Raw genomic sequence first — 20,886 nt, 5'->3', positions numbered from 1 at the left:
GGACTCAGCTTCCCAACCGTTGATAAAGCTCCGTGATCGGCCAGAACACCGTCAGCCCGTACACCACAACCGTACCGGCACCGATGGTCACAAACATGGCGACAGGAATGATGCTGCGGAACCACATCGCGCTGATTTCCAGGCGGCGCTGATAGTGCCCGGCGACTCCCGCCAGCCGCAAGCGCAGCCGATCTTCCTGTCGACCGGTGTTTTCCAGTGTTGCCTGCAGCAATGGAGGCAGCTTTCCCGCGGACCAGGATTCCGATCGGGAAACTTTCGGCAGGCTACCGGCGGAGATCTGTCCGGCGGCGGTTCTGCAGGCGTGATCGAGTCGCCGGCTTCCGCATGCTCCGCCGGCCAGCAGCAACGCGTCGGGCAGCGGCACCTGCCGTTCCACCAGCAGCCCCAGCATGCGAGTCAGCGTGTAGAACTGCAGGTCCCGCACCATTCCCTTCACGCCGGGAAACAGAAGCAGCAGCCTTTCAGGACCGCCGAACGTGACGGCTCCGGCGCGACCGGTCAACATCCACACCAGAAACACAACGATGGCAACAGCCGGAAAAATCCACGGCCAATACGGATTGTTGTGATCCAGATCCAGTGCCGTCTGCAGATAGGGAGACACGGGGATTCGCAGGTCGGCAAACACCGTCCGCATGCGATCCAGGAATGTTCGAACAAAGAGTGTGAACAACACGACCGCGATGGCTGTGATTGTCAGCGGGTACGCCAGCGACTGCAGGATCCGTCGCCGCAGCACGGCAACGTCCGCGGCCAGGTCGCCCAGCAATTCGATCGATGACGCCAGGTCGCCGGACCGCATTCCGGCGGCGACCGCGGAGGCCAGCAATCGGGAAGCGCCGGCTCCGTGTTCGGCGATTGTCTCCGGCAGCGACTTTCCCCGCGAAAGATCGTCGGAGATTTGATTCGTCAATGTCTGCAGCCGCGATCCATGTCCATACCCGGCGTCGGCCAGATGCGTTTCCAGTGGCAACCCCGCTGCGGCCAGCGCCCGAACTTCCTCGGCCAGATACTGAATGTCGTTGATAGTGGGCGACGTCAGGGGCATGGATTGAAGGAAGTAGTCACAGTGGAAACATCACGGCGGCGGCGTTTGAATTCGCGGCTGCTGACAGACGATCGCGCGCCGGGTCTTCCGCGTTGAACGGGTTGTCCTGAACGCCGCGGCCTACCGCCCGAGTACGCGAAACACTTCTTCCGGCAGAGTCAGACGATCCCTCACGGCAGCTTCAGCTCGCTGACGAAGTGTCGTCATTCCCGACTCTTCCGCAATCAACTGCAGCCGTTTCGCGTCTTCGCGTTCGAGGACAGACCGGGCGAATTCCGGAACATTCGGATCCAGCAGTTCGCCGGTAACGAATCGTCCGTGAAATCGCGTGCCGCTGCACGTCTGACAGCCGGTGGAAGGATGACCGGCTGCGGAGATTTTGTCTGCCGATTCTTCGGAATCTCCGAAATGGCAGACCGGGCAGGCTCGCCGAAGCAGTCGCTGACAGACAACAGCCTTCAGCGAACTTCGGATCAGGTACGGTTCGATGCCCATTTCCAGCAGCCGCGTGATCGCTTCCACGCTGCTGCCGGCATGGAACGTGGTCAGCACCAGATGCCCGGTCAGCGCCGCCTGAAAGACGCTTTCGGCAGTGCCGGGGTCGCGGATTTCGCCCACCATGATCACGTCCGGATCCTGCCGCATCATCGATTTCAGCCCGGTGGCCAGGTCGAACCCGGCCGATGGACGAACCTGCGACTGCGTGACCCCGGGCACCTCGACTTCAATAGGATCTTCCAGCGTCATCAGACTGCGAGTCACGCCGGACAGTCTGACCAGTTCCCGCAGGCATGCGTAAACGGTGGTTGTCTTTCCGCTGCCCGACGGCCCCGTCAGCAGAACGACGCCGGACGTCTGTTGCAGCAGGTCGCGAAGCGTGGCTTCGATGTCGGCCGGCAGACCGAGCTGTTCCAGGTGCTGAAATTCGCCGGTGGTCGCGAACAGACGCACGGCCGCTTTTTCGCCGTGCAGCGTCGGAAATGTGGTGACGCGAGTCTCGCAGGCGTCGACATCGGCCCGGGCATCCGCGTGAGAAATCCGGCCTTCCTGTGGAACATCGGTCCGATACGTCAGCAGTCCCGCCAGCACTTTCAGCCGAGCCACCACGCGCGGAGACAGGTCGCCGTCGAACTCTGCAATCGTCTGCAGCACACCGTCAATGCGCCACTGCATTCGAAGTGACGCTGACGAGGGTACCAGGTGAATATCGCTGGCTCGATGGCGCCGAGCTTCGTTCAGCAGCACGTCCACCAGCAGCGGAACATAGTTTTCCGAAGCAACCGGCAGCGACGCCATCGCCTGGGAAAAAAGCTGCGGCAGCGTTGACCGACTGGAAGCCGATGCCGAAGCAGGCATCATTCCATCACTTCGTCAGCCACCGTCGGCGCGGCTTCAGCGGCAGCCGCCTCGGTAACGCGCTGAGCATTCTTCGTCATCCGATAGAAGCTGAGTCCGAAGCCGGTGAAGATCGTCGCCGGCATGCCGATCATGAACAGAATGCTGTACATGTAGGCTCGCGGCAGACGGCTGTCCGTTTCATTCGCGGCCTTGCAATTCGGACACGCGGCGGCCGTGGACGTGAACGCCGGCAGAATCCCCGACGCAAACATCAGCGACACACCGAGCAATGTGGATTTCAGGAACCGGTTCATGACAGATCGTCGTTTATGAGTGTGAGTTGTGGTTCGGGATGCCATCGTTGAATTCAGGTTACGAGTGGTGTGCGACAGCCATTCCGCTCGGCACGACGAACAACTTTGTCCATCGCGCCTTGCGACGGACCTGAAAGTCCTTCCTACGATTCAACATTAGCGGTCGCTCGCTTGTGGCGTGACAAGGCACTCGTTCCCTGTCAGCACTGAGTTGATGAGTTGTGTGGCACTGGCTGTGCCAGTGGATTCCGCAGGGCAGATGCACTGGCACAGTCAGTGCCACACATCACGATGCATTGGCCGAGTCATCTATCCAGCGGTTTCCGGCCAGTGATACAGCATACCGTAGATTAGCACTCCCGTGACAGACACGTACATCCAGATGGGAAAAGTCACGCGAGCCAGTCGTTTGTGAGCTTCCCATTCCCTGGCAAGCGCCCGGTGAACGACGCCGATTGCCAGAAATGGCACGGTCGCCGCCAGAATCACATGCGGCCAAAGGACCAGCGGATAGATGGCCGCCCAGATCCCTTCGCCACTGAATTTTCGCCCGTGCGTGCCGGTGTATTTTCCCAGGGCATAGTGATACACCAGATAGCTGGTCAGAAACACCACCGACGTCAGCAGCGCGCTGAGCATCAGGTTTCGGTGCAGTGCATGATTTCCGCTGCGAACCGCGATGTAGCCGGAAGCCAGCAGGCATGTCGCCAGCCCGTTCAGAGACGCGTTGACCGCCGGAAGCGGCCTCGCCCAGCCGGGAAGCTGATCGTCAACACGGGCATTGTGTTCGGCGACGGAGACGGGAACAGATGCGGGAATACTGTGGCCAGCGGAATCATCGGGCGGCGGTTCGCTGGAAGCCTGAGGTTCGGCTTCCGGCTGCCGCAAGTCTCCGTCAGAGTTGGAGTCGGCGGAATCCGCGTCCGGCGTTTCCGGTGCGGAGTCTTCGTCGCTGCCGTTTTCATCTTCATCGACTTTGCGGAGGTTGATTTCCAGCGGGACCGGGCTTCCGTCGCCGGCGGTGATGGTCAGCGGCGGACCGGGTTCCGGAAACGGTTTTTGCCCGGTCAGAATTTGGCGCAGAGCAGCCATGTCGTCGTCGTTGGTGGCCAGGAATGTTCCGACCGGAACGCCTTCTTCGTTGACCAGCACGACTCGGTTGGAATGCGCGACCTCGAATCCCGGACGCCGCGATTCTCCCAGGTTTTCCTTCACGTACAGCCCGAACCCGTTGATGATCAGGCTGAACAGTTCGTCCTGATTGCCGGTGACAAATTTCCAGCGGCTGCGGTCGGGAGAATACACGTCGGAATACTGCTTCAGCACGTCAACGGTGTCGAATTCCGGATCCACGGTAAACGTCACAAACTGCACGTCGGCGTTTTCTTTGATGACGCGATCGTGCAGACGTTTCATGGCCATCGAAATGGTCGGGCACGTGGCCATACAGCGAGTAAACACAAAGCTGGCCACCCACGGCCGGCCCATCAGACTTTCCTTGCTGACCGTCCCGCCTTCTGATTCGTCGAACTCGAAATCGGGAACATGCCTTGCCGGGAAACTCAGCTTAACCGTCGGTTCAACTAAAGCCGGGGAAGCATCGTCTGCCGCGCCGTCTTCTGCGGCACTGGCGGTGTCCTGACCGGACTGCTCTTCAACTGCCGTCGCTGCGTCACGTGCCGTCGCTGCATTCTGTGTCGACGTCTGTTGCGGCGAGCTTTGGACGGATTCCTTCCGCTTCAATTGCCACATGGCAATCAAAGCGGCGATCACCAGAATCCACAGCAAGCCTCCAATCACGAACGTCAGCGACACCGCGCCGGGGCGAGCTGGCCGCGTCCGGAGATCACCCGGACGTTCCGTGAATTGGTTATCGCGTGTCACTTCAATACTTTCCTGCTGCCAGCGCCGCGTGGCCAAGCCGCGCAGTTCACGGCGGTACGTTGCATTTCACGGGGCAAGATCGCGTGGGTCGCACGGAGACTTTTCATCGATTCTACGGCGGCGGAATTTGATGTCAGGCGACATTTCGTTCCGGGTTGCCGAAGTCTCTGGTTCGAGAAGTGCGATGCAGCTCGCTTGCCGAAAGCCGGCTGATCACAACCACGCGGCACACGGTAAGCGGCTGATTCAGGTACCGGCGACGGGGCGAATCGGTTCGGCGTTGTACAGCGGCGCCGGGCGATTCTGCAGGTCGTACCAATTCGTGTCGCGAGGCAGGCCGAGCGCTCGGTACATCGTGGCGGCCAGCATCTCCGGAGTTTTCGGGTCGGACACGGGGAAACCGCCGTGACTGTCGGTGGTGCCAATCGTCAGGCCACCGTCGAAACCGCAGCCCGCTAACAGCACCGACTGCACTGCTCCCCAGTGATCCCGCCCCGGAAGCTTGTAGTGTTCCGGCAGACCGAACACCTTTGGCGTCCGCCCGAACTCGCCCGCCATCACCACCAGCGTGGAATCCAGCAGGCCGCGGTCATCAAGATCGTCCAGCAGCGCTGAAACGGCTCGATCCGTCGGCGGAAACAGGAAGTTCTTCAGATGAGGAAACGCATTTCCGTGAGTGTCCCAGGTTTCGTTGTTTCCCAGATTCACCTGAACGAACCCGACACCGGCTTCCACCAGCCGACGCGCCAGCAGCAATGACCATCCGAACGTGTTGCGTCCGTAACGATCCTGTTCGCGAGCGTCAGCGTCGTGAATGTCAAACAGAGTGCTCAGCCGGCCATCCCCCAGCATTGAGATCGCACGTTCACGATATCGCGAGAACGGTTCGAATTCCGGCACCGCAGCCGGCTGTTCGAATTCCTGCAGCAGAGCAAGCCGGTTGTCGAAGTGCGGCTTCGAAACACCCTGCGGCAGCGACAGCCCGAGACTGCGGAATTCCAGATCACCGGACTTTTCTCCGCCGGTCTGGTGATGGAATTCGTACTCCGGCCACGCTCCGTAGGTCTTTGCGTTGAAGCGGCTGGCGGCCAGAAACCACGGATCGCGCTGACTTCCCATGGTTCCGGCAAACTGTCCGGGGATGACTCGCCCGGTGCGGTGAATCAGCTTTTCCGGCAGCACGACCGATGCCGGCAGAGCATCACGTTCCGGCAGCAGCGTTCCCAGCAGGGCCGCGATCGATGGATGGTCCGTTGGTTTCGGCAGCGACGGATTGAACCCGACCGGCATTGGCGTCCGGCCGGAAAGCATCACCATGTGTCCCTGAGAATGTTCGTTGTACGGGTGAGTCAGACTGCGAACGAGCCCCCATTTGTTGCTCCGTTCGGCCAGCATCGGCATGTGTTCGCAGATCTGCAGCCCGGGTGTTCGAGTCGCGATCGGCAGGAATTCGCCGCGAATCTCGTCAGACGCGTCCGGCTTCATGTCGAAGCTGTCCTGCTGACCGAGTCCGCCGGACAGAAAAATGTAGATCACCGAACGCCGCGATGCCGTCGTGACAGGGGAACCGTACAGCGCGGGACTCAGGCTCGCCGCGGCTGCCGCAACCGCCGAATTCCTCAGCATGTGCCGACGCGTCATTCGGTGAGCCGACACGCACGGATCGACTCGACGAGCCGGATGTTCAGCCTCATCGTCGAATGCATGACTCAGATCGGAAAGCAGTGGCGTGGTCACGACTCTGCACCTCATGGATTTCCGGACACGGCAACACCAGCGTTGTCATAACACAGCGGCGCTTGAAATCGAACTTTCAACAGTACGGGCCGCACCAGCGTCAGGTCAGCGCGAACGACATCTGCTGCGCCGCAAACCCGTCTTTTTCATGGAATCCGCCACGTTTGCGACCTGAGACATCGTAACAAATTCACCCGGTCAGTGCGCATAGTGACGTTTTGGAAAACTCGTGCCGCAACGGAACGAGACCTGGCGGAATCGACTTGCCGCCGGCTAACGGTCTGTCGGCCGGTCGCTCCTGAAACGCATTTTGATGAACAGCTCCATTTCCCGGAGGAGCCGCTTTTTTCGGCAAACTGACCGCTATTGACCTTGCAAGACAACTCCCCTCAGAATCCGGCACAACTTTCCGAGTCTGAAGCTCGCCCACTGACAAACTTTCCGATCGCTCGAATCATGGCTTCGCCAACCAGTGAATCAGGTTCCGCCAGGGAATCGACTTCCGCCACCGCCGTTGACAGCCACGTCGCCGTCGCCACCCTGAAAACGATCGGCTGCGGATTCGTGATGGGAACCGCCGACATCGTTCCCGGCGTGTCCGGCGGAACCATGGCACTGATTCTGGGAATCTACGAACGACTGCTGACGGCGATTAGTCGCTGTGACCGAGACCTGCTGCGAATGCTGTTCGACCGGCGCTGGGTCGCCGCCGCGAACCGAATCGATCTGCGATTTGTGATCCCGCTCCTTGTTGGAATCCTGCTGGGCGCTGCCGGTCTGGCGTCGGTGATGAAGCAACTGCTGACGGATTATCGATCGCTGACATATTCCGCATTTGCCGGATTGATTCTGGCCTCCAGCGTTCTTGTCGGCCGCATGGTCAGCGTCTGGAAACTTCAATACGTCGGAGGTCTGCTGCTGGGAGCGGTCTTTGCTCTGCGACTGGTGACGCTGCCGGCTCTGCAGAATCCTCCGGACACGTATTGGTATCTGTTCATCTGCGGAATGGTGGGGATCACAGCCATGATTCTTCCGGGAATCAGCGGCGCCTTCATTTTGCTGCTGTTGCGGCGATATGACACGATCGTGGACAGCCTGCGCAGCATTCTGCATGGTGATCTGAATCTGACGGTGCTGTCGACGGTCGCTGTCTTCGCGCTGGGCTGCGTTACGGGACTGCTGTCCTTCAGTCGCATCCTGCGCTGGCTGCTCGCGCACAGGCACGACATGACGATGTCGGTGTTGTGCGGTTTCATGATCGGTTCGCTGTATCGCCTGTGGCCGTTTCAGAAGGATCTCACGCCGGAGACCGCTGACGTGAAGCACAAGGTGTTCGAACACGTTATTCCGCAAAACCTGTCGGCCGACGTCTGGCTGACCGTGGTGGTGTTCGCCCTTTCAATGTCCGTGGTCCTGGTCCTGGACGTTCTGGCCCAGCGAAGTCGACATCCCCGCGCCGGCGAGTGACGATGCCGGTGGAGATGCCCGTGCCGCTTTCGCCAATTTCGTTCCGGTGACCAACGACTCACCCGAATCAGACTCAGACGAATGATCGTCCCGCAGATGAGCCATCGACCGGAACTCTTTGGCGTGTTAAATCTGAACAAGCCTGCCGGTGTGACCTCGCGCGATGTGGTCAATGTCGTGCAGCGTCTGGCAAAGCCGGCCAAAGTCGGCCACGCGGGAACTCTTGATCCCATGGCCACGGGAGTCCTGCTGGTTTGTGTCGGCCAGGCCACACGCCTGATTTCGCTGCTGCAGCAGCCATCGAAAACGTACCTCGCGGAATTCAAATTCGGGCAGCGCAGTGATACCGATGACAATACCGGTACCATCGAACAGTCACCGCCGCCACAAGCGACTCCTTCGGAATCGCGGCTTCGCGAAGCACTGACGTCGTTTGTCGGCCTGATTGAACAAACGCCGCCGGCATATTCGGCAGTTCACGTTGGCGGACGCCGGGCGTACGAACTGGCTCGCAAAGGCAAAGACGTGGAACTGGCCGCCAGAAGAGTTCGAGTCGATTTGATTGAGTTACTGAACTACGAATGGCCGCTGGCGACGCTGCGGATCAGTTGCGGGTCCGGCACATACATCCGCTCGATCGCTCGCGACCTGGGCGAAATGCTGGAATGTGGAGCACTGATGTCCGCGCTGCAGCGAACGCGGATCGGGTCGTTTGCTGTTGCCGACGCGATCGATCCGCAGACTTTGTCGCCGGAAAACCTGCCGGCGAACATCACGCCGGCCATTCGAATCGTGGACGGGATCGCCGCGTACGTTTGCACGGAGGAGGAAACAGAATGCGTCGCCAAAGGACGTGTTCTGGAACTTCAGAAATCGCGTTTGACGAAAGCGTCAGCGTCAGAATCCGCCGCGCGCGATGTCGATCCGGCACCGCCACAAGTCGCTCTGTTGTCACCATGCGGGACGCAACTGCTGGCACTGGGGGAAATTCGGCGGCAGGGGCGGAAGATTCAGCCTCGCACCGTGTTCGCGACCGGTCAGTGACTCCCCGGAATCAACAGACCAGGCCGTGCCTGCTCCACAGTTCGCGAATCTCCGCGACGCGGCGTTCGACGGAACGCAGGCTGATCCCCAGGGTGTCGGCGACTTCCTGATTCGTAGCGCCCGCCGCCTTTTCGATCGCGATCGTTCGCAGTTCGTCGTTGTTCAGAGACTCCAGCAGCGCTGTGCAGTGTTCCGTAATCATCAACTGCATATCCGGAGGCGGACAATCCGATTCCACCTGTTCCAGCAGCGACATCTGTGAACCGCCGTGCTTTCCGCCGGTCAGCGCCGACTCGTTCCGCACATGACCGCCGCCTCGCTTTTGACGCTTTTCGTGATTCACGTGGTCGATCACATTGCGCGACGCAACCGTCACCAGCAGTCGCCAGAAGTCGTTCCGGTCGAAAAGTTCGCTGTACTTTCCGTCCAGCAGGCCGCGGAACAGTTCCGTCAGTGATTCCAGAACAACATCCTCTTCGTCCGACACATGCCGGTGCCGCGGGTGCAGACGAGTCTTCACCAGCAATTCCAGACGACGTGAAAAGCGAGCCCACAAAAAGTCGGCGCTGCTCTTGTCACCCTTTCGCATCATTCGAATGTTGAAAGTGACGGAACCTTCATCCAGCTGGTCGTCTTCCGTGTGGCCGTTAAGCCGACGCTTGTCATCCGGCTGTTCATCGCGTTTGTTGTTACGGCTGGTCCTGGACTTTGGGCTAATCATGGCAGGCGTATTTTCTGGCGAGGTGGCAGGTGACCAACGGCACGCGTCTGTCGCGTCGACCGTCGGCCGATAACCACAGTTCTGCAGGAAGAGTTTTCAACAGGACTGCCGCGCTGATGGCGGCACACACGTGAATTGCTGGTCACCGTAAAAACCCATTTGTCAGCATAAACAAGTCCGCGCGACGATCGCAAGCCAAGAGAGTTCAGATAACTACCCTCAGGTTGAATTCCTGTTCACTGTGTCGAACCACTCGAACAACAGACGAAACGCCGGAGAAAACAGCGCCGGACGGTCTCGAATGCGTCTGGAAATCTCGCCGGTTTCCAGCCAGTCGATAGCGGCAATTTCGGTTTCGTCAGCGCTGATCGGTTCATCGGAAGCCGCGGAATACAGCACCGTGAATTCCATCGATGTGTCAGGGCACGCGTCGAATTTTTTCAAGCGTTCCAGGGGCGCGACGATCCCCAGTTCCTCCGTCAGTTCCCTGGCCGCGGATTCGTCGTAGGTTTCTCCTGCGCTGACGTGTCCCGAAGCGGATGACGTCCACACGGACGGGAATTCTTCCTTTGTCGGCGTTCGCAGGTGAATCAGCATGCGTCCGTCGCCACGGACCAGAAACACATGAACGGCGCGGTGCCGCAGTCGCGCCGCATGGACTTCCCCGCGCGGCCGCTGTTCCACGACACGATCAAGTTCGTCAACAACGTCGAAGAGTTCCATGATCGACATTCCGTCGCCCGATCGGCGAATCGCCGCAGGTCAGATCGTCAGTCGATGGTTGCGGGCGGTGACTTCCCAGCGACCGGTAATTTCACCGTTCTCAATCACCGTGACATCCGGGTGAAGAGCAATCGTCGGGCAGATGTGCATCGGAATCCCCAGCAGCAAATCGCCGGGCTGAAAGTTCTTCGCCCGATCTGTTTCCAGCACCAGATGCTCCTCGTTGTGAATCACCTGCTTGGCGTCCGGCAGGTCGGGAAAAACGACGCGGGCACCCTTCGGAGGATCAGCGGCGACAGACTTGTTGCCGAGATCCACAGTCACCCGGTTCGGCGCCGACCGGCTGATGACGCGAGTCGCCACCAAAGCCGCCGGTTCGAACGGCAGGTCGTCGAACTGACCGTATCCGGCATCATGAAAAATGGCGGTGCCGGGGCTGAGAGCGATCGCCGGTTCATCCAGTTCGGCGTAGACCGGAAACGTCGGAGTCCCTCCGCACAGCAGTTCGGGAACCGCAAGCCCCGCGTCTTCGCAGCGACGCTTCAGGCTGATGACTTCGGGCCATTCCTTCATCACGGCGGCTCGGCGTTCGTCCAGAGTGTGCTGGTGCTGATGGCCATCGTACACGTGAAATCCCGCGGGTCGGACTCCGGCAAGTTCCGATATCAGCCGGTACAGATTCAGTGCGTCGTTCGAACGGGGATCAAGTCCTGTTCGATGCAGCCCCGGGTCAACGTCCAGCAGCACGCCGACGGAAACTCCGGCTGCCGCAGCGGCGCTGGCAAGCTGCCGCAGAGGCTGCTCGTGATCCGCCGTGACCGCAAACGTCACATCAGGAAACCGTTTGGCGATTTCGACCACGCGAGCAATATTGGGACCGACAGGGTTGTACGCGAACACGATGTCGGTGGCCCCGGCATCGGCCAGCATCTCCACTTCGGCAATCGTCGCCGCCTTGTGCCGGGTGATTCCCTTTTCGAGCAGAATCTTCACCACGGCGGACATCTTATGCGTCTTGCAGTGCGGCCGCAGCCGATCGGCCGATCCGGCGACGTCGATCATCCGGTCGACGTTGTACCGAACTCGATCCGCCAGCACGATCACCGACGGCGTGACCACGTCCGCCAGAAGCCCGGCGCGAAGGTCGGGTAGTTTGTTGTCAGCGAGCATGGATGTCATGACGTGTGGTTTCTCCGAATGAGGACTCGTGCGGCCGCATCGCCGTGTTGATTTCGGAAGGAGGATAACGTCTGCCGGCGACCGTGCCACGCGCCGCGTGAGTCTGTTGCACGACGTGACGCGAGTCGAAGCCGCATCTCCCGCGACACTCGGGAACCTGGCATTGCCGAACGCACAATGCAGGCGCGTTCGTAGAACGACGTCTGAGCAACATCTGCCGTCAACGGCGGTGAACACGCCGGTGTCAGCGAAAGAGCTGCGATTCGCTGAATTCGATACGGCAGTTCTCGCAGAGGTCAATCACGATCGGTTCCCGGTCAGCCACTTCTTCGAACCGGCCGCCTTCATTCAAACGATAGGCAGCAATGGTCGACGCGTCCGGGTCGACGATCAGATACCAGGACACCGCCTGCTGTCGGTAGATCTCCTTCTTCATCGACAGGTCTCGTTCGCGAGTTGTTGCCGACAGGATTTCAGCGACCAGCGCCGGAGGTTCTTCAACGTGCCGCTCGGGCGCATCGCCGCAAACAACGGTCAGATCCGGTCGCAAAACTGTCGTCCTGGAGACGAGCCAGTCGAGTTCGACCAATACGGTGGCGCTGCACTGAGCGGCTTCGATGGCATTGCCCAGCGTCCGCGCCAGCTGCGCCAGCAGCTTCGCGTGTCTGCCGAACGGACTGGGTGTCATCGCGACAGCAATTCCGTCCCACAGTTCCCAGTCGCCTTCCCACAGCTGGTAGTCTTCAACTGTGTATCGGGGAACAAACTCAGCAGCTGTACTCATGGAATTCTCCGTGTCTTCAGTTTCTTCCGAATGAGTGTAGCTAAAAACCTGCACATCCGAGGAAGCGAGAGCTTTCCGTCCGGGAAATTCAGGACGACTCGTTATCGGTCTGTTCCGCATCCTCCTGCACGCGCAGCAGGGTGTTGGCCCAGAAGGCGTCGAAACGGCTGATCCAGCGTTCGGCGATTTGACGGATCGGAGCGGCGTTCAGTGAATGGATGCGCTGACGACCTTCCGCGCGCGTCAGCAGCAGGTTTGCCGATCGCAGCACTTCCATGTGCTTCATCACCGCAAAACGAGACAGGTGCGGGAACTTTTCGACGATCTCGGTGGTCGTGCGAGTTCTCTCGCGCAACAGGTCGAGGATCTCGCGCCGCGTCGGGTCGCTGAGAGCTTTGAAGATCGGGTCAAGTTCGTCCGGCATGTGTGTATTGCCGCGCCGTTAACGCTTCACTGCCTCCACCCCGGTCATTCTCGCGCAAACGGGAACGAAGTCGGACCAGTACACCCTCGTCATTCCCGCGCAGGCGGGAACCCATCCGCGAACACTGGGTTCCCGCCTGCGCGGGAATGACGGAACAGAATGACGGAACGAAATAACGCCCGGGAATGACGGGGCAGTGTTGTGCGGTTCGGTGTCACGTCTCGCTGCGGCTCTTCACGTGTTCCAGAATCGCCTGCCAGCCGGGCACAACACCCTTTCGATGTTCATCTTCAATCATGCCCATCGCGCGATGTCGCAGGGCAAGTTCGACGCCGTCCGTCTGCTGAATGAGCTTGAACTGGATATGGCCGGCCACTGCGTAGGACATGAACATCGGGCCCTGCAGTTCCAGAATTGTCGGCGGCTTGATGACCTGCACGAACGCCCACAAATGCCCCTGACCGCTGCCGAGATCCCGAAACCAGCGGCCTCCCGGCCATTCTTCCAGAACCAGCGGCATGGGCTGCCCGTCCGAAGTTGCACTGTCGGCACTTAATCGCTGAAGCAGATTCTTCCACACGTCGCCAATGGCGGCGCTGATGATGACGCTCTGCGACAGGTCGAGTGTCAAATCGGATATGTCGGTCATTGGAAAGTTCTCCCCGGACGTGAGATGGCTCACGAACGATCGGTGTTTTTCGCGGCAGTTTATTGACGGTCTCGTCGACGAAAGTTATGTTACCAAAAGGTCACATATTTGCAACGGTCGATCAGGATGCGACGTTCCGGATTTCTTCTTTCCCGAAAGGCCACGTGATGTCAGTACAGACGACTTCGTCCAAACAACCGGTGAACACGAAGCAGGTGACCGGTCGCCGAACGGTTCACTACGCCACCTACAACGACCTGCTGGTCGACGCGGAACGGCTGGCCGGCATGCAGACAAAGACGCTGGGCAATTGGTCGTTCGGGCAGATCATGAAACACATGGCCGATTCGATCTGTGTCATGATCGACGGCAACTCCACCTTCACGATGCCTGCTCCCGTGCAATTCGTCATGCGGCTGCTGATGAAGAAGAAGATGCTGACGCAGACCCTGTCGCCTGGGTTCAGGCTGCCGAAGAAGGCAGCCAACATGATTCCCGGCCCGACGTCGACCGAAGTCGGACTCAGCGAACTGCGAGCGGCCGTGAACCGCGCAAATACGGAACCCAACCGCGCACCTCATCCCGGTTTCGGAACAATGGGCCCCGGCGAATGGGACGAATTCCAGCTTCGCCACTGCGAAATGCACATGAGTTTCGTGGTGCCGGCTGAGTAGCCGTCGCGAATTTGTCCGCGTCGCGCGCATCCCGTCATTCCCGCCTGCGTGCGAATGACGGAGCGTGCGTGGTGCGCGCGACTACGCCAGCTTCTTCTCCGCGACTGTGCCTTCCGGAGTCGTTCGCACGGTGTAGCCGGCGGATTCGATTTCGCTGCGGATGCTATCAGCCGTTGGCCAGTTCTTTGTCGCTCGAGCGTCGTCGAGCGCCTTGCACAGCGACAAAATCCGGGGACCCTCGTCGTCAGCGCTCGCAGCGGCTGTTGACGCCAGCGGCGCCACCGCCAGCACAGCGTTGATCCGGTCCAGCACCGCCAGAGCTTCCGCGGGATTGTCCGGTTCCGTCGCGGCCCACGGAACAACGACAGCCAGTGCCTTCGAAAAGTTCAGGTCGTCGGCCAGAGCTTCCCCGAACTCTTTCAGAATCGGATGTTCGAGACTCACGTCGGCGGTCTGCCCACCAGCGGCGGCTTCCAGTTTCGAACGGAATTCCGTCAGCCGTTTCACGATGTTGGCGGAATCCTGCAGACCCTTCTTCGTGAAGTTCATGTTCGAACGGTAGTGCGACTTGATCAGTTCCAGCCGCAGCACGGCCGGATGAACTTTGATGCCGGTGGCCCGGCCCTCCAGCACGTCGCGCACGGTCCAGAAGTTGCCTTTGCTTTTTGACATCTTTTCGCCTTCCACCATCAGAAAGCGAGCGTGCATCCAGAAACGAGCGAATGCATCGGCTCCGGTGGCTCCGCGCGACTGAGCGATTTCGCATTCGTGGTGCGGAAAGATCAGGTCCTCGCCGCCGGTGTGAATATCGATGACGTCGCGGCCCAGACGTTTGCGAGCCATGCAGGAACATTCGATGTGCCAGCCGGGGTAGCCGGTTCCCCACGGCGAGTCCCATTTCATGATGTGCGTCTGGTCCGGCTTCCAAAGCATGAAGTCCGCAGGATGACGCTTGTTGGACTGGTTGGCGTCTGAGATTCGTCCGCCGGCTCCCGTCTGCAACTGATCCAGAGTATTGCCGCTGAGTTTTCCGTAGTCCGGAAAACTTTCGACGCTGTAATAAACGACTCCGTCCGGGCCGACGTACGCGTGGTTGCTCGTGATGAGCTGCGCGATCATCTCCTGCATCGTGTCGATGTTGTCGGTCGCCTTCAGGATGTTTTCCGGTTCGAAGGCGACCTTGACGCCCAGCGTCTGAGCGTCTTCCAGAAACGCCTTCGTGTAGTAATCCGCGATCTGGTACGGATCGTCCGGGTCGGCCACCGCTCCTTCCGGAACCTTGCCGGACTTCTTGTCTTCTTTGACTCGCTGAGCCGCCGCGGCCATCTTGTCCTGACCGGCGCCGTCGGCGCTGGCGTCATCGGTCATGTGGCCCACGTCGGTGATGTTCATGACGTGATGAACGTCGTAGTCGAAAAATTCCAGCGTGCGGCGAATGACGTCGGCGAACAGAAACGACCGGAAGTTTCCGATGTGAGCGAAGTCGTAAACCGTCGGCCCGCAGCTATACATGCGGACGATGTTGTCTTCGGCAGGTGTGAATGTTTCCGTCTGATTGGACAGCGTGTTGTAGAAGTGAATTTGCATGGAGTTCGGAACGTATCGGGGGGTCGGAGACGGGATGAGCTGCGAAGTGTAGATCCAAAGTCGGTAACCGTCGTAGTCGCGTCTCGCCGAGACGCGACATCCTGCCGCAGGACGTCCAATAAAGAAGCGGGGTGTTTCCCGGTAGGACGTCGGAGGACAGGTGCTTCAGCCTCGGCGAGACTGAGCTACGATTCGGCGAGCCAACTACCAACGAATCGATGGCACTTGACGCGGCAGCATAGTAAAACGTCAGAACCTCGTGGAGACCTGAATTTCAGAGGATTCGAATCATGCTGCCTGCTTTTTGTCGTTCCTGCTGTTTCGTCCTGCTGGCTGGCTGCGTTGCCGGCCTGTCGCCGTGTTCCGCGGATGAAATCGTGTCCCCGCGCAAGCCATGGACAACCAACAAGGTGTCCGGTTCGCCGGAACCGCCGCCTCCGCTGAAAACAGTCGTCAGGTTTCCGAACCTGAAGCTGGACCAGCCGCTGCTGATTGAATCCGACCCGGCCGGCAAGCGATTGTGGGTGGCCTCGCAGAACGGTTCGGTTCATTCATTCCTTGATAACCGCGACGTGTCCGAACCGGATCTGTTCGTCGATCTGCAGGCCGTCTTCGACCAGCTCACGCCACATCCAACGGCAAAACGAATCGGAGCGGCGTACGGACTGGTGCATCATCCCGAATATCCAAAGGTTCCTGTCTGCTGGATCGCCTACACGCTGGTGGGTGCTCCCGAAGGTCCGCTGGACGACGGAACTCGAGTGAGCCGCTTCAACGTGACTTTCGATGCCGACGGAATTCCTCGCTGCGACGTCGCCAGCGAAAAAGTCGTGCTGACATTTCGCGAAGGAGGCCACAACGGAGCGTGCCTGAAGTTCGGCCCGGACGGCTGCCTTTACATTTCGACCGGTGATTCCGAAGTCCCGAATCCTCCCGATCCGCTGCGGACCGGGCAGGACGTGACCAATCTGCTGTCCGCGATTCTGCGTATCGACGTGAACGCCACGGGGGAAGAACCGCTTTACTGGATTCCCGCGGACAACCCGTTTGTGGTCACCGAACAGAATCCCGGCGCTGAGGTGTCCGGCACGCCGACGTCGACAACTGCGACCTTAACCGCAGCCGCGCCGGATCCTCAGTCGCGACGTCGACGGCGTCGACAGCTTCGACGACGGGAAGAGCAGTCGGCAAAGGACACAACCGACGATGCCGCGGATTCCACAACGGCGGAAGGAGAGGATTCTTCTGAAGCAAAACCGACCACGACGCTCAGCGGCCTGCCGATCAGCTACGAGCGCAGCCTGCCCGATTCACTGCGACATCCGCAGGAAGCGTCGTGGGCCGAGTTTTCCAGGACCGTCGACACGTTTCCGGCGGAACAGTTCCGCCCGGAAATCTTCGCTTACGGATTTCGCAATCCGTGGAAGATGAACTTCGGACCGGACGGGCAGTTGTGGGTCGGCGATGTCGGCTGGGAAATGTACGAGATGGTCTACAACGTGAAGCGCGGCGGCAACTACGGCTGGAGCGTCATGGAAGGGCCGCAGCAGGTGCTGCCGAATCAGAAACGCGGGCCGACTCCCATTCTTCCCGCCGCCGTCGCGTATTCTCACGCTGACGGAGCGTCCGTGACCGGCGGCTTCGTGTATCGCGGAAAGAAGTTTCCGGAACTGATCGGCAAGTACATCTTCGGCGACTGGGAAACCCGCCGCATCTGGGCTTCGGACATCACGCCGAGCGACGATGGCCAGGCCGACAGCCTGACCAACCTTGTCGATCTGGTCGACCTGCGACTTCGCATCGTCGCCTTCGGTGAAGACGCCGATCGTGAGTTGATCATTTCGAACTTCTACGAAGGTGTGCTGTACGAATTGGAACGCAACGACGCTGCGGGTCGGCCGACCGCCTTCCCGAAGGCGCTCAGCGAAACCGGCATCTTCGCCGACACGTCCGCGCAAAATCCCGCGCCGGGTGTGCTGCCGTTTGAACCGAACGCTCCGATGTGGAACGACAGAGCGACCGCTCAGCGCTGGGTCGGTGTTCCCGGCGACGGTGTGATCGACGTACTGAAGAATCCTGTTCAGAAGGAAGATTCCAGCCTGCGGGAACGAATGCGATTTCCGACGGATTCCGTGCTCGCGCGCACGGTGACGCTGTCCGATGACACCGGTCGCGAAGTGAATCTGGAAACTCAGATGCTGCACTACGACGGCCTGAACTGGTACGGCTACAGCTACGTCTGGAACCCCGAACAAACCGACGCCACGCTGGCTCCGGCCTCCGGCACAGAACTGAACCTGGCTGACTACGGCAAATTCGCGGAACGCAGTTCGTGGTCAGTGCATTCTCGTTCGGAATGCCTGCGCTGCCACAATCTGTGGATCGGCGGAACGCTGGCATTCACGCTGCCGCAGTTGACGAGAGTCGAGGGTTGAAAACAGATGACCAGCGTGACGTCGAAACGTCGCAGCTGGAACACTTCCGCGACGTCGGATTGCTGACCGGAGCACTGCCGGACGATCTGGACGAACACCGACGACGCGCGGTTGCTCGCGCTGGCGAATCCGTACGACGAACACGCTGACCTGGCCGATCGCGCCAGGTCGTACCTGTCCATCAATTGTTCTCACTGCCATCAGAACGGCGCCGGCGGCACGGCGACAATCGATCTGCGGTTCGAAGCGTCCGTCGAAGAAATGAAGTCGATCGCGGCGCCTCCGGCGCAGGGGCTGTTTCAGATCGACGGCGGAGCGATCATCGTTCCCGGCCAACCGTCGAAGTCGGTGCTGCTGTACCGCACCGCGTGTTCTGGGCGCGGCCGCATGCCTCATATCGGGTCCACGGAAGTCGACGTCGCTGGAGTGAAGCTGCTGCGCAAATGGATCGCGTCGCTGGCGGAGAGTCCGGAGTCGAGAGACGAGAGTCGGGAGCCAACACCGCTCAGCGATGCGCTGAAGTCGACGGAGGCGGCGTTGCGGGTCGTTGCGATGCTTGATGAGGATCGGATCGATGCTTCGAAGAGGGTTGAGCTGCTCGCCATGGCGCGGGAGTCCGTGCCGGAGATTCGCAACTTGTTCGTTCGCTTTCAGCCTGCGGAATATCGCCGCACTCTGAATCGAACTCCCGACGCCGCCACCATTCTGGCAACGCCCGGCGACGCGACTCGCGGAGCTGCCATTTTCAGCAACAAGAGCCGACAATGCATCACGTGCCACAAGATCGGCAGCGAGGTGGCCAGATCGGCCCGGCTCTGGACGATGTTGGCAAGCGGCTGAAGCGGACGAGATCCTGGAAAGCATGCTGGAACCATCGAAGAAGATCGATCCGAAATTTGCCGCCTGGACGGTCATCACAACCGCCGGAAAGGTCCACGCGGGATTGCTGGTCGAACGCACGGAATCGGAAATCGTTTTACGAACCGCAAAGAACGAAGACATCCGCATCGCGCGTAAGGACGTGGAAGACCTGATTCAGCAGACAGTCTCACTGATGCCGGATCGGCAATTGAACGATCTGTCGGACCAACAGATCGCGGACTTGTTGGAATTTCTCATGACGCAGAAGACGACTCGTTAACACTGTCGGCGCCGGCGAACGACCAACATGTGCCGACCGCCCGCACAGGCGAGCAGCGCGACGTCAGTCCGCTTTCGCCCCGGCGGCACGAACGGTTGGCAGCCACGCGTCTTGCGGCTCCGCGACAGCGGTTTTCGGCTGATGAAATGCGCGATCATTCAATGAAGGACGCACTCGAAATTGGATCCTGGTCGCTTCTGAAGTGGAGGATTGGGGCGTCTGTATTTTGGGTCCTGTTGCTCGTCTTCGGCAGGGCATTTGACTTACCAGGACTTGGTTTAGGCGGTTTTCTGGCGTGGATGGCAATCCGAGCGATTGTCAGGGATGAGTTTTTGGGAACACGCCATAATCCGAGAGATGATTCATCCACGGTCGTCGCGGGAAACCCTCGTTGGCACCGGGTCTCGCCGTTGCTGTTGACAACCATGCTCACGCTCACGTTCGAGGCCATCACGATCGTCGCGCGAATCACGGCTGGACAGTCGGCTGCGGAGTGGCTGGAAGAAACTCGACCGCCGTTGTTACTCCAGATCCATCACATGTTCTGGTCGGTGCCACTGATTCTGCTGGCGCTGTTGTTGAGCAGTCGACCGCGAATCGCGATTGTGCTGTGGTCGGTATCGCTGGCGCTGATCCTCAGCGACCTGATGCACCATTTCGTCGTGTTGCCGCTGTGGGTCGGGAACACCGGCTGGCACTGGCCGTGAAACCCGGAACCGCCGGTCCCATGTCGGCGAGCAGCGCGACGCCAGTCCGCTCTCATGCTGCCGGCGCGACTTCGATGGCCGTGCGACCCGGTGTGCGTCGCGACGACGATGGCGGACTCACGTCGCGCCGCTCGCCGGCGCAAGACTGGGGAACCGGTTGTATCACGTCACGACATCGCGTACGGGAGCTTCACCTGTTGCGCGGCGACGTTCATCGGCGTGACGTGAGTCGCTTCGAAACGGCACTCGAACAACGGCACGTCATGCAGAAGACGGCCAAGTTCTGCGGCGTTGTGTTCGATCGCGGAGGCTGAGCTCGACTCCGGCGGCGAATCGGATGAACCGGACGCTGACCGACTTGTTTCTTCGTCGGGTTGCGATAAACGCGGCGCGACGTCGTTCAGAACGACGGACAGGATCTGCAGTTGACGATGTCGTGCGGCTTCGATCGTCAGCAGTGTGTGATTGATGACTCCCAGGCGATTCGCCGCCACGATGATCAGCGGCAGATTCAGTCGGACGGCAAGGTCCGCGTTCGTGGATTCGTCCGACAGCGGCGACAGCAGTCCTCCGGCGCCTTCGACAACAGCCACATCGGCGTGTTCGGCGGTGCGGTGGAACGCATCGACCAGCAGCGCATCATTGACTCGCCGGCCTTCCAGCTTTGCGGCAAGATTCGGCGCCAGAGGCGCGAGAAACGTCTGCGGGCAGATCACATGCGGATCGCCGGTAAACTTTGCTGCGCCGGCCAGAGCATCCACATCGCGCCAAATCGGCACGCCAGCGGCATCGAAGTCAGCGCCGCTGCAGGCAGGCTTGTAGGCGGCCACACGAATGCCGCGGGCGACCAACTGCCGTAACAACAGTGCCGCGACCCAGGTCTTGCCCACATCGGTGTCGGTGCCGGTGACAAGAAGATATGAGATTTCAGATTTGAGATTTGAGATTTGAACCCCCGGTATGGAGTCCGTTCGGCGTCTGTTATCCTGACACGGCGAGCGTTATTAAC

General features: G+C 60.1%; 20 protein-coding genes. 7 read left to right on the top strand and 13 right to left on the bottom strand.

What is annotated here, in order from left to right; translation table 11 throughout:
* Window positions 1-4: 4 nt before the first annotated feature.
* The 5 genes from R3C19_00240 to R3C19_00220 all read right to left on the bottom strand — a co-directional run bounded on the left by R3C19_00240 (window position 5) and on the right by R3C19_00220 (window position 6,342).
* Window positions 5-1,069 (bottom strand): type II secretion system F family protein, encoded by a 1,065-nt coding sequence (locus R3C19_00240; protein MEZ6058770.1) that lies wholly within the window; start codon window positions 1,067-1,069, stop codon window positions 5-7.
* 120 nt (window positions 1,070-1,189) lie between these two features.
* Complete coding sequence (locus tag R3C19_00235) at window positions 1,190-2,428, bottom strand: GspE/PulE family protein (protein ID MEZ6058769.1); 1,239 nt, start codon at window positions 2,426-2,428, stop codon at window positions 1,190-1,192.
* Complete coding sequence (locus R3C19_00230) at window positions 2,425-2,721, bottom strand: hypothetical protein (GenBank protein ID MEZ6058768.1); 297 nt, start codon at window positions 2,719-2,721, stop codon at window positions 2,425-2,427. Before R3C19_00230 ends, R3C19_00235 begins: the two co-directional genes overlap by 4 nt.
* Before the next feature lie 309 nt (window positions 2,722-3,030).
* A complete protein-coding gene (locus R3C19_00225; protein MEZ6058767.1) occupies window positions 3,031-4,605 on the bottom strand; it encodes a DUF420 domain-containing protein in 1,575 nt (524 codons plus the stop codon).
* Between the two features lie 246 nt (window positions 4,606-4,851).
* Window positions 4,852-6,342 carry a DUF1501 domain-containing protein gene (locus R3C19_00220; protein ID MEZ6058766.1) on the bottom strand — a complete coding sequence of 497 codons (1,491 nt, stop codon included), beginning with the start codon at window positions 6,340-6,342 and terminating at the stop codon, window positions 4,852-4,854.
* 456 nt (window positions 6,343-6,798) lie between these two features.
* On the opposite strand from R3C19_00220, the gene R3C19_00215 reads away from it, so the two are divergent.
* Window positions 6,799-7,809 carry a DUF368 domain-containing protein gene (locus R3C19_00215; GenBank protein ID MEZ6058765.1) on the top strand — a complete coding sequence of 337 codons (1,011 nt, stop codon included), beginning with the start codon at window positions 6,799-6,801 and terminating at the stop codon, window positions 7,807-7,809.
* 123 nt (window positions 7,810-7,932) lie between these two features.
* Window positions 7,933-8,853, top strand: a complete 921-nt coding sequence (truB, locus tag R3C19_00210) for a tRNA pseudouridine(55) synthase TruB (GenBank protein MEZ6058764.1) — start codon at window positions 7,933-7,935, stop codon at window positions 8,851-8,853.
* A gap of 10 nt (window positions 8,854-8,863) precedes the next feature.
* Here the strand turns inward: truB and R3C19_00205 are convergent, their stop codons facing one another.
* From R3C19_00205 to R3C19_00180, 6 genes are all read right to left on the bottom strand, one after another.
* On the bottom strand, window positions 8,864-9,574 hold the full coding sequence (locus R3C19_00205) for an ECF-type sigma factor (protein ID MEZ6058763.1): 711 nt from the start codon (window positions 9,572-9,574) through the stop codon (window positions 8,864-8,866).
* A 219-nt stretch (window positions 9,575-9,793) separates the two neighbouring features.
* Complete coding sequence (locus R3C19_00200) at window positions 9,794-10,297, bottom strand: NUDIX domain-containing protein (GenBank protein ID MEZ6058762.1); 504 nt, start codon at window positions 10,295-10,297, stop codon at window positions 9,794-9,796.
* Between the two features lie 39 nt (window positions 10,298-10,336).
* Window positions 10,337-11,476 carry a D-TA family PLP-dependent enzyme gene (locus tag R3C19_00195; protein ID MEZ6058761.1) on the bottom strand — a complete coding sequence of 380 codons (1,140 nt, stop codon included), beginning with the start codon at window positions 11,474-11,476 and terminating at the stop codon, window positions 10,337-10,339.
* A 244-nt stretch (window positions 11,477-11,720) separates the two neighbouring features.
* Window positions 11,721-12,260 (bottom strand): Uma2 family endonuclease, encoded by a 540-nt coding sequence (locus R3C19_00190; GenBank protein ID MEZ6058760.1) that lies wholly within the window; start codon window positions 12,258-12,260, stop codon window positions 11,721-11,723.
* A gap of 88 nt (window positions 12,261-12,348) precedes the next feature.
* Complete coding sequence (locus R3C19_00185; GenBank protein ID MEZ6058759.1) at window positions 12,349-12,684, bottom strand: metalloregulator ArsR/SmtB family transcription factor; 336 nt, start codon at window positions 12,682-12,684, stop codon at window positions 12,349-12,351.
* A gap of 214 nt (window positions 12,685-12,898) precedes the next feature.
* Entirely contained in the window at window positions 12,899-13,333 is a 435-nt protein-coding gene (locus R3C19_00180; GenBank protein MEZ6058758.1) for an SRPBCC domain-containing protein, read from the bottom strand.
* A 167-nt stretch (window positions 13,334-13,500) separates the two neighbouring features.
* Between R3C19_00180 and R3C19_00175 the strand changes: the two genes are divergently transcribed.
* Window positions 13,501-14,007: a DUF1569 domain-containing protein gene (locus R3C19_00175; GenBank protein ID MEZ6058757.1), complete on the top strand. Its 507-nt coding sequence runs from the start codon at window positions 13,501-13,503 to the stop codon at window positions 14,005-14,007.
* Between the two features lie 81 nt (window positions 14,008-14,088).
* On the opposite strand, the gene cysS is transcribed toward R3C19_00175, so the two are convergent.
* Window positions 14,089-15,594 carry a cysteine--tRNA ligase gene (cysS, locus tag R3C19_00170; GenBank protein ID MEZ6058756.1) on the bottom strand — a complete coding sequence of 502 codons (1,506 nt, stop codon included), beginning with the start codon at window positions 15,592-15,594 and terminating at the stop codon, window positions 14,089-14,091.
* A 290-nt stretch (window positions 15,595-15,884) separates the two neighbouring features.
* On the opposite strand from cysS, the gene R3C19_00165 reads away from it, so the two are divergent.
* The 4 genes from R3C19_00165 to R3C19_00150 all read left to right on the top strand — a co-directional run bounded on the left by R3C19_00165 (window position 15,885) and on the right by R3C19_00150 (window position 19,877).
* On the top strand, window positions 15,885-18,029 hold the full coding sequence (locus tag R3C19_00165) for a PQQ-dependent sugar dehydrogenase (GenBank protein ID MEZ6058755.1): 2,145 nt from the start codon (window positions 15,885-15,887) through the stop codon (window positions 18,027-18,029).
* A 111-nt stretch (window positions 18,030-18,140) separates the two neighbouring features.
* Window positions 18,141-18,869 (top strand): hypothetical protein, encoded by a 729-nt coding sequence (locus R3C19_00160; protein MEZ6058754.1) that lies wholly within the window; start codon window positions 18,141-18,143, stop codon window positions 18,867-18,869.
* A 22-nt stretch (window positions 18,870-18,891) separates the two neighbouring features.
* Window positions 18,892-19,170, top strand: coding sequence for a hypothetical protein (locus R3C19_00155; GenBank protein ID MEZ6058753.1), 279 nt, complete (start codon window positions 18,892-18,894; stop codon window positions 19,168-19,170).
* A gap of 425 nt (window positions 19,171-19,595) precedes the next feature.
* Complete coding sequence (locus R3C19_00150) at window positions 19,596-19,877, top strand: hypothetical protein (protein MEZ6058752.1); 282 nt, start codon at window positions 19,596-19,598, stop codon at window positions 19,875-19,877.
* A gap of 167 nt (window positions 19,878-20,044) precedes the next feature.
* On the opposite strand, the gene bioD is transcribed toward R3C19_00150, so the two are convergent.
* Window positions 20,045-20,803 carry a dethiobiotin synthase gene (gene bioD / locus R3C19_00145; protein ID MEZ6058751.1) on the bottom strand — a complete coding sequence of 253 codons (759 nt, stop codon included), beginning with the start codon at window positions 20,801-20,803 and terminating at the stop codon, window positions 20,045-20,047.
* Between the last annotated feature and the right edge of the window lie 83 nt (window positions 20,804-20,886).

The sequence above is a fragment of the Planctomycetaceae bacterium genome, assembly GCA_041398785.1.
Taxonomy (GTDB): Bacteria; Planctomycetota; Planctomycetia; order Planctomycetales; family Planctomycetaceae; genus JAWKUA01.
Note: the sequence above shows the minus strand (reverse complement) of the source record. Positions and strands in the feature narration are given on the sequence as shown.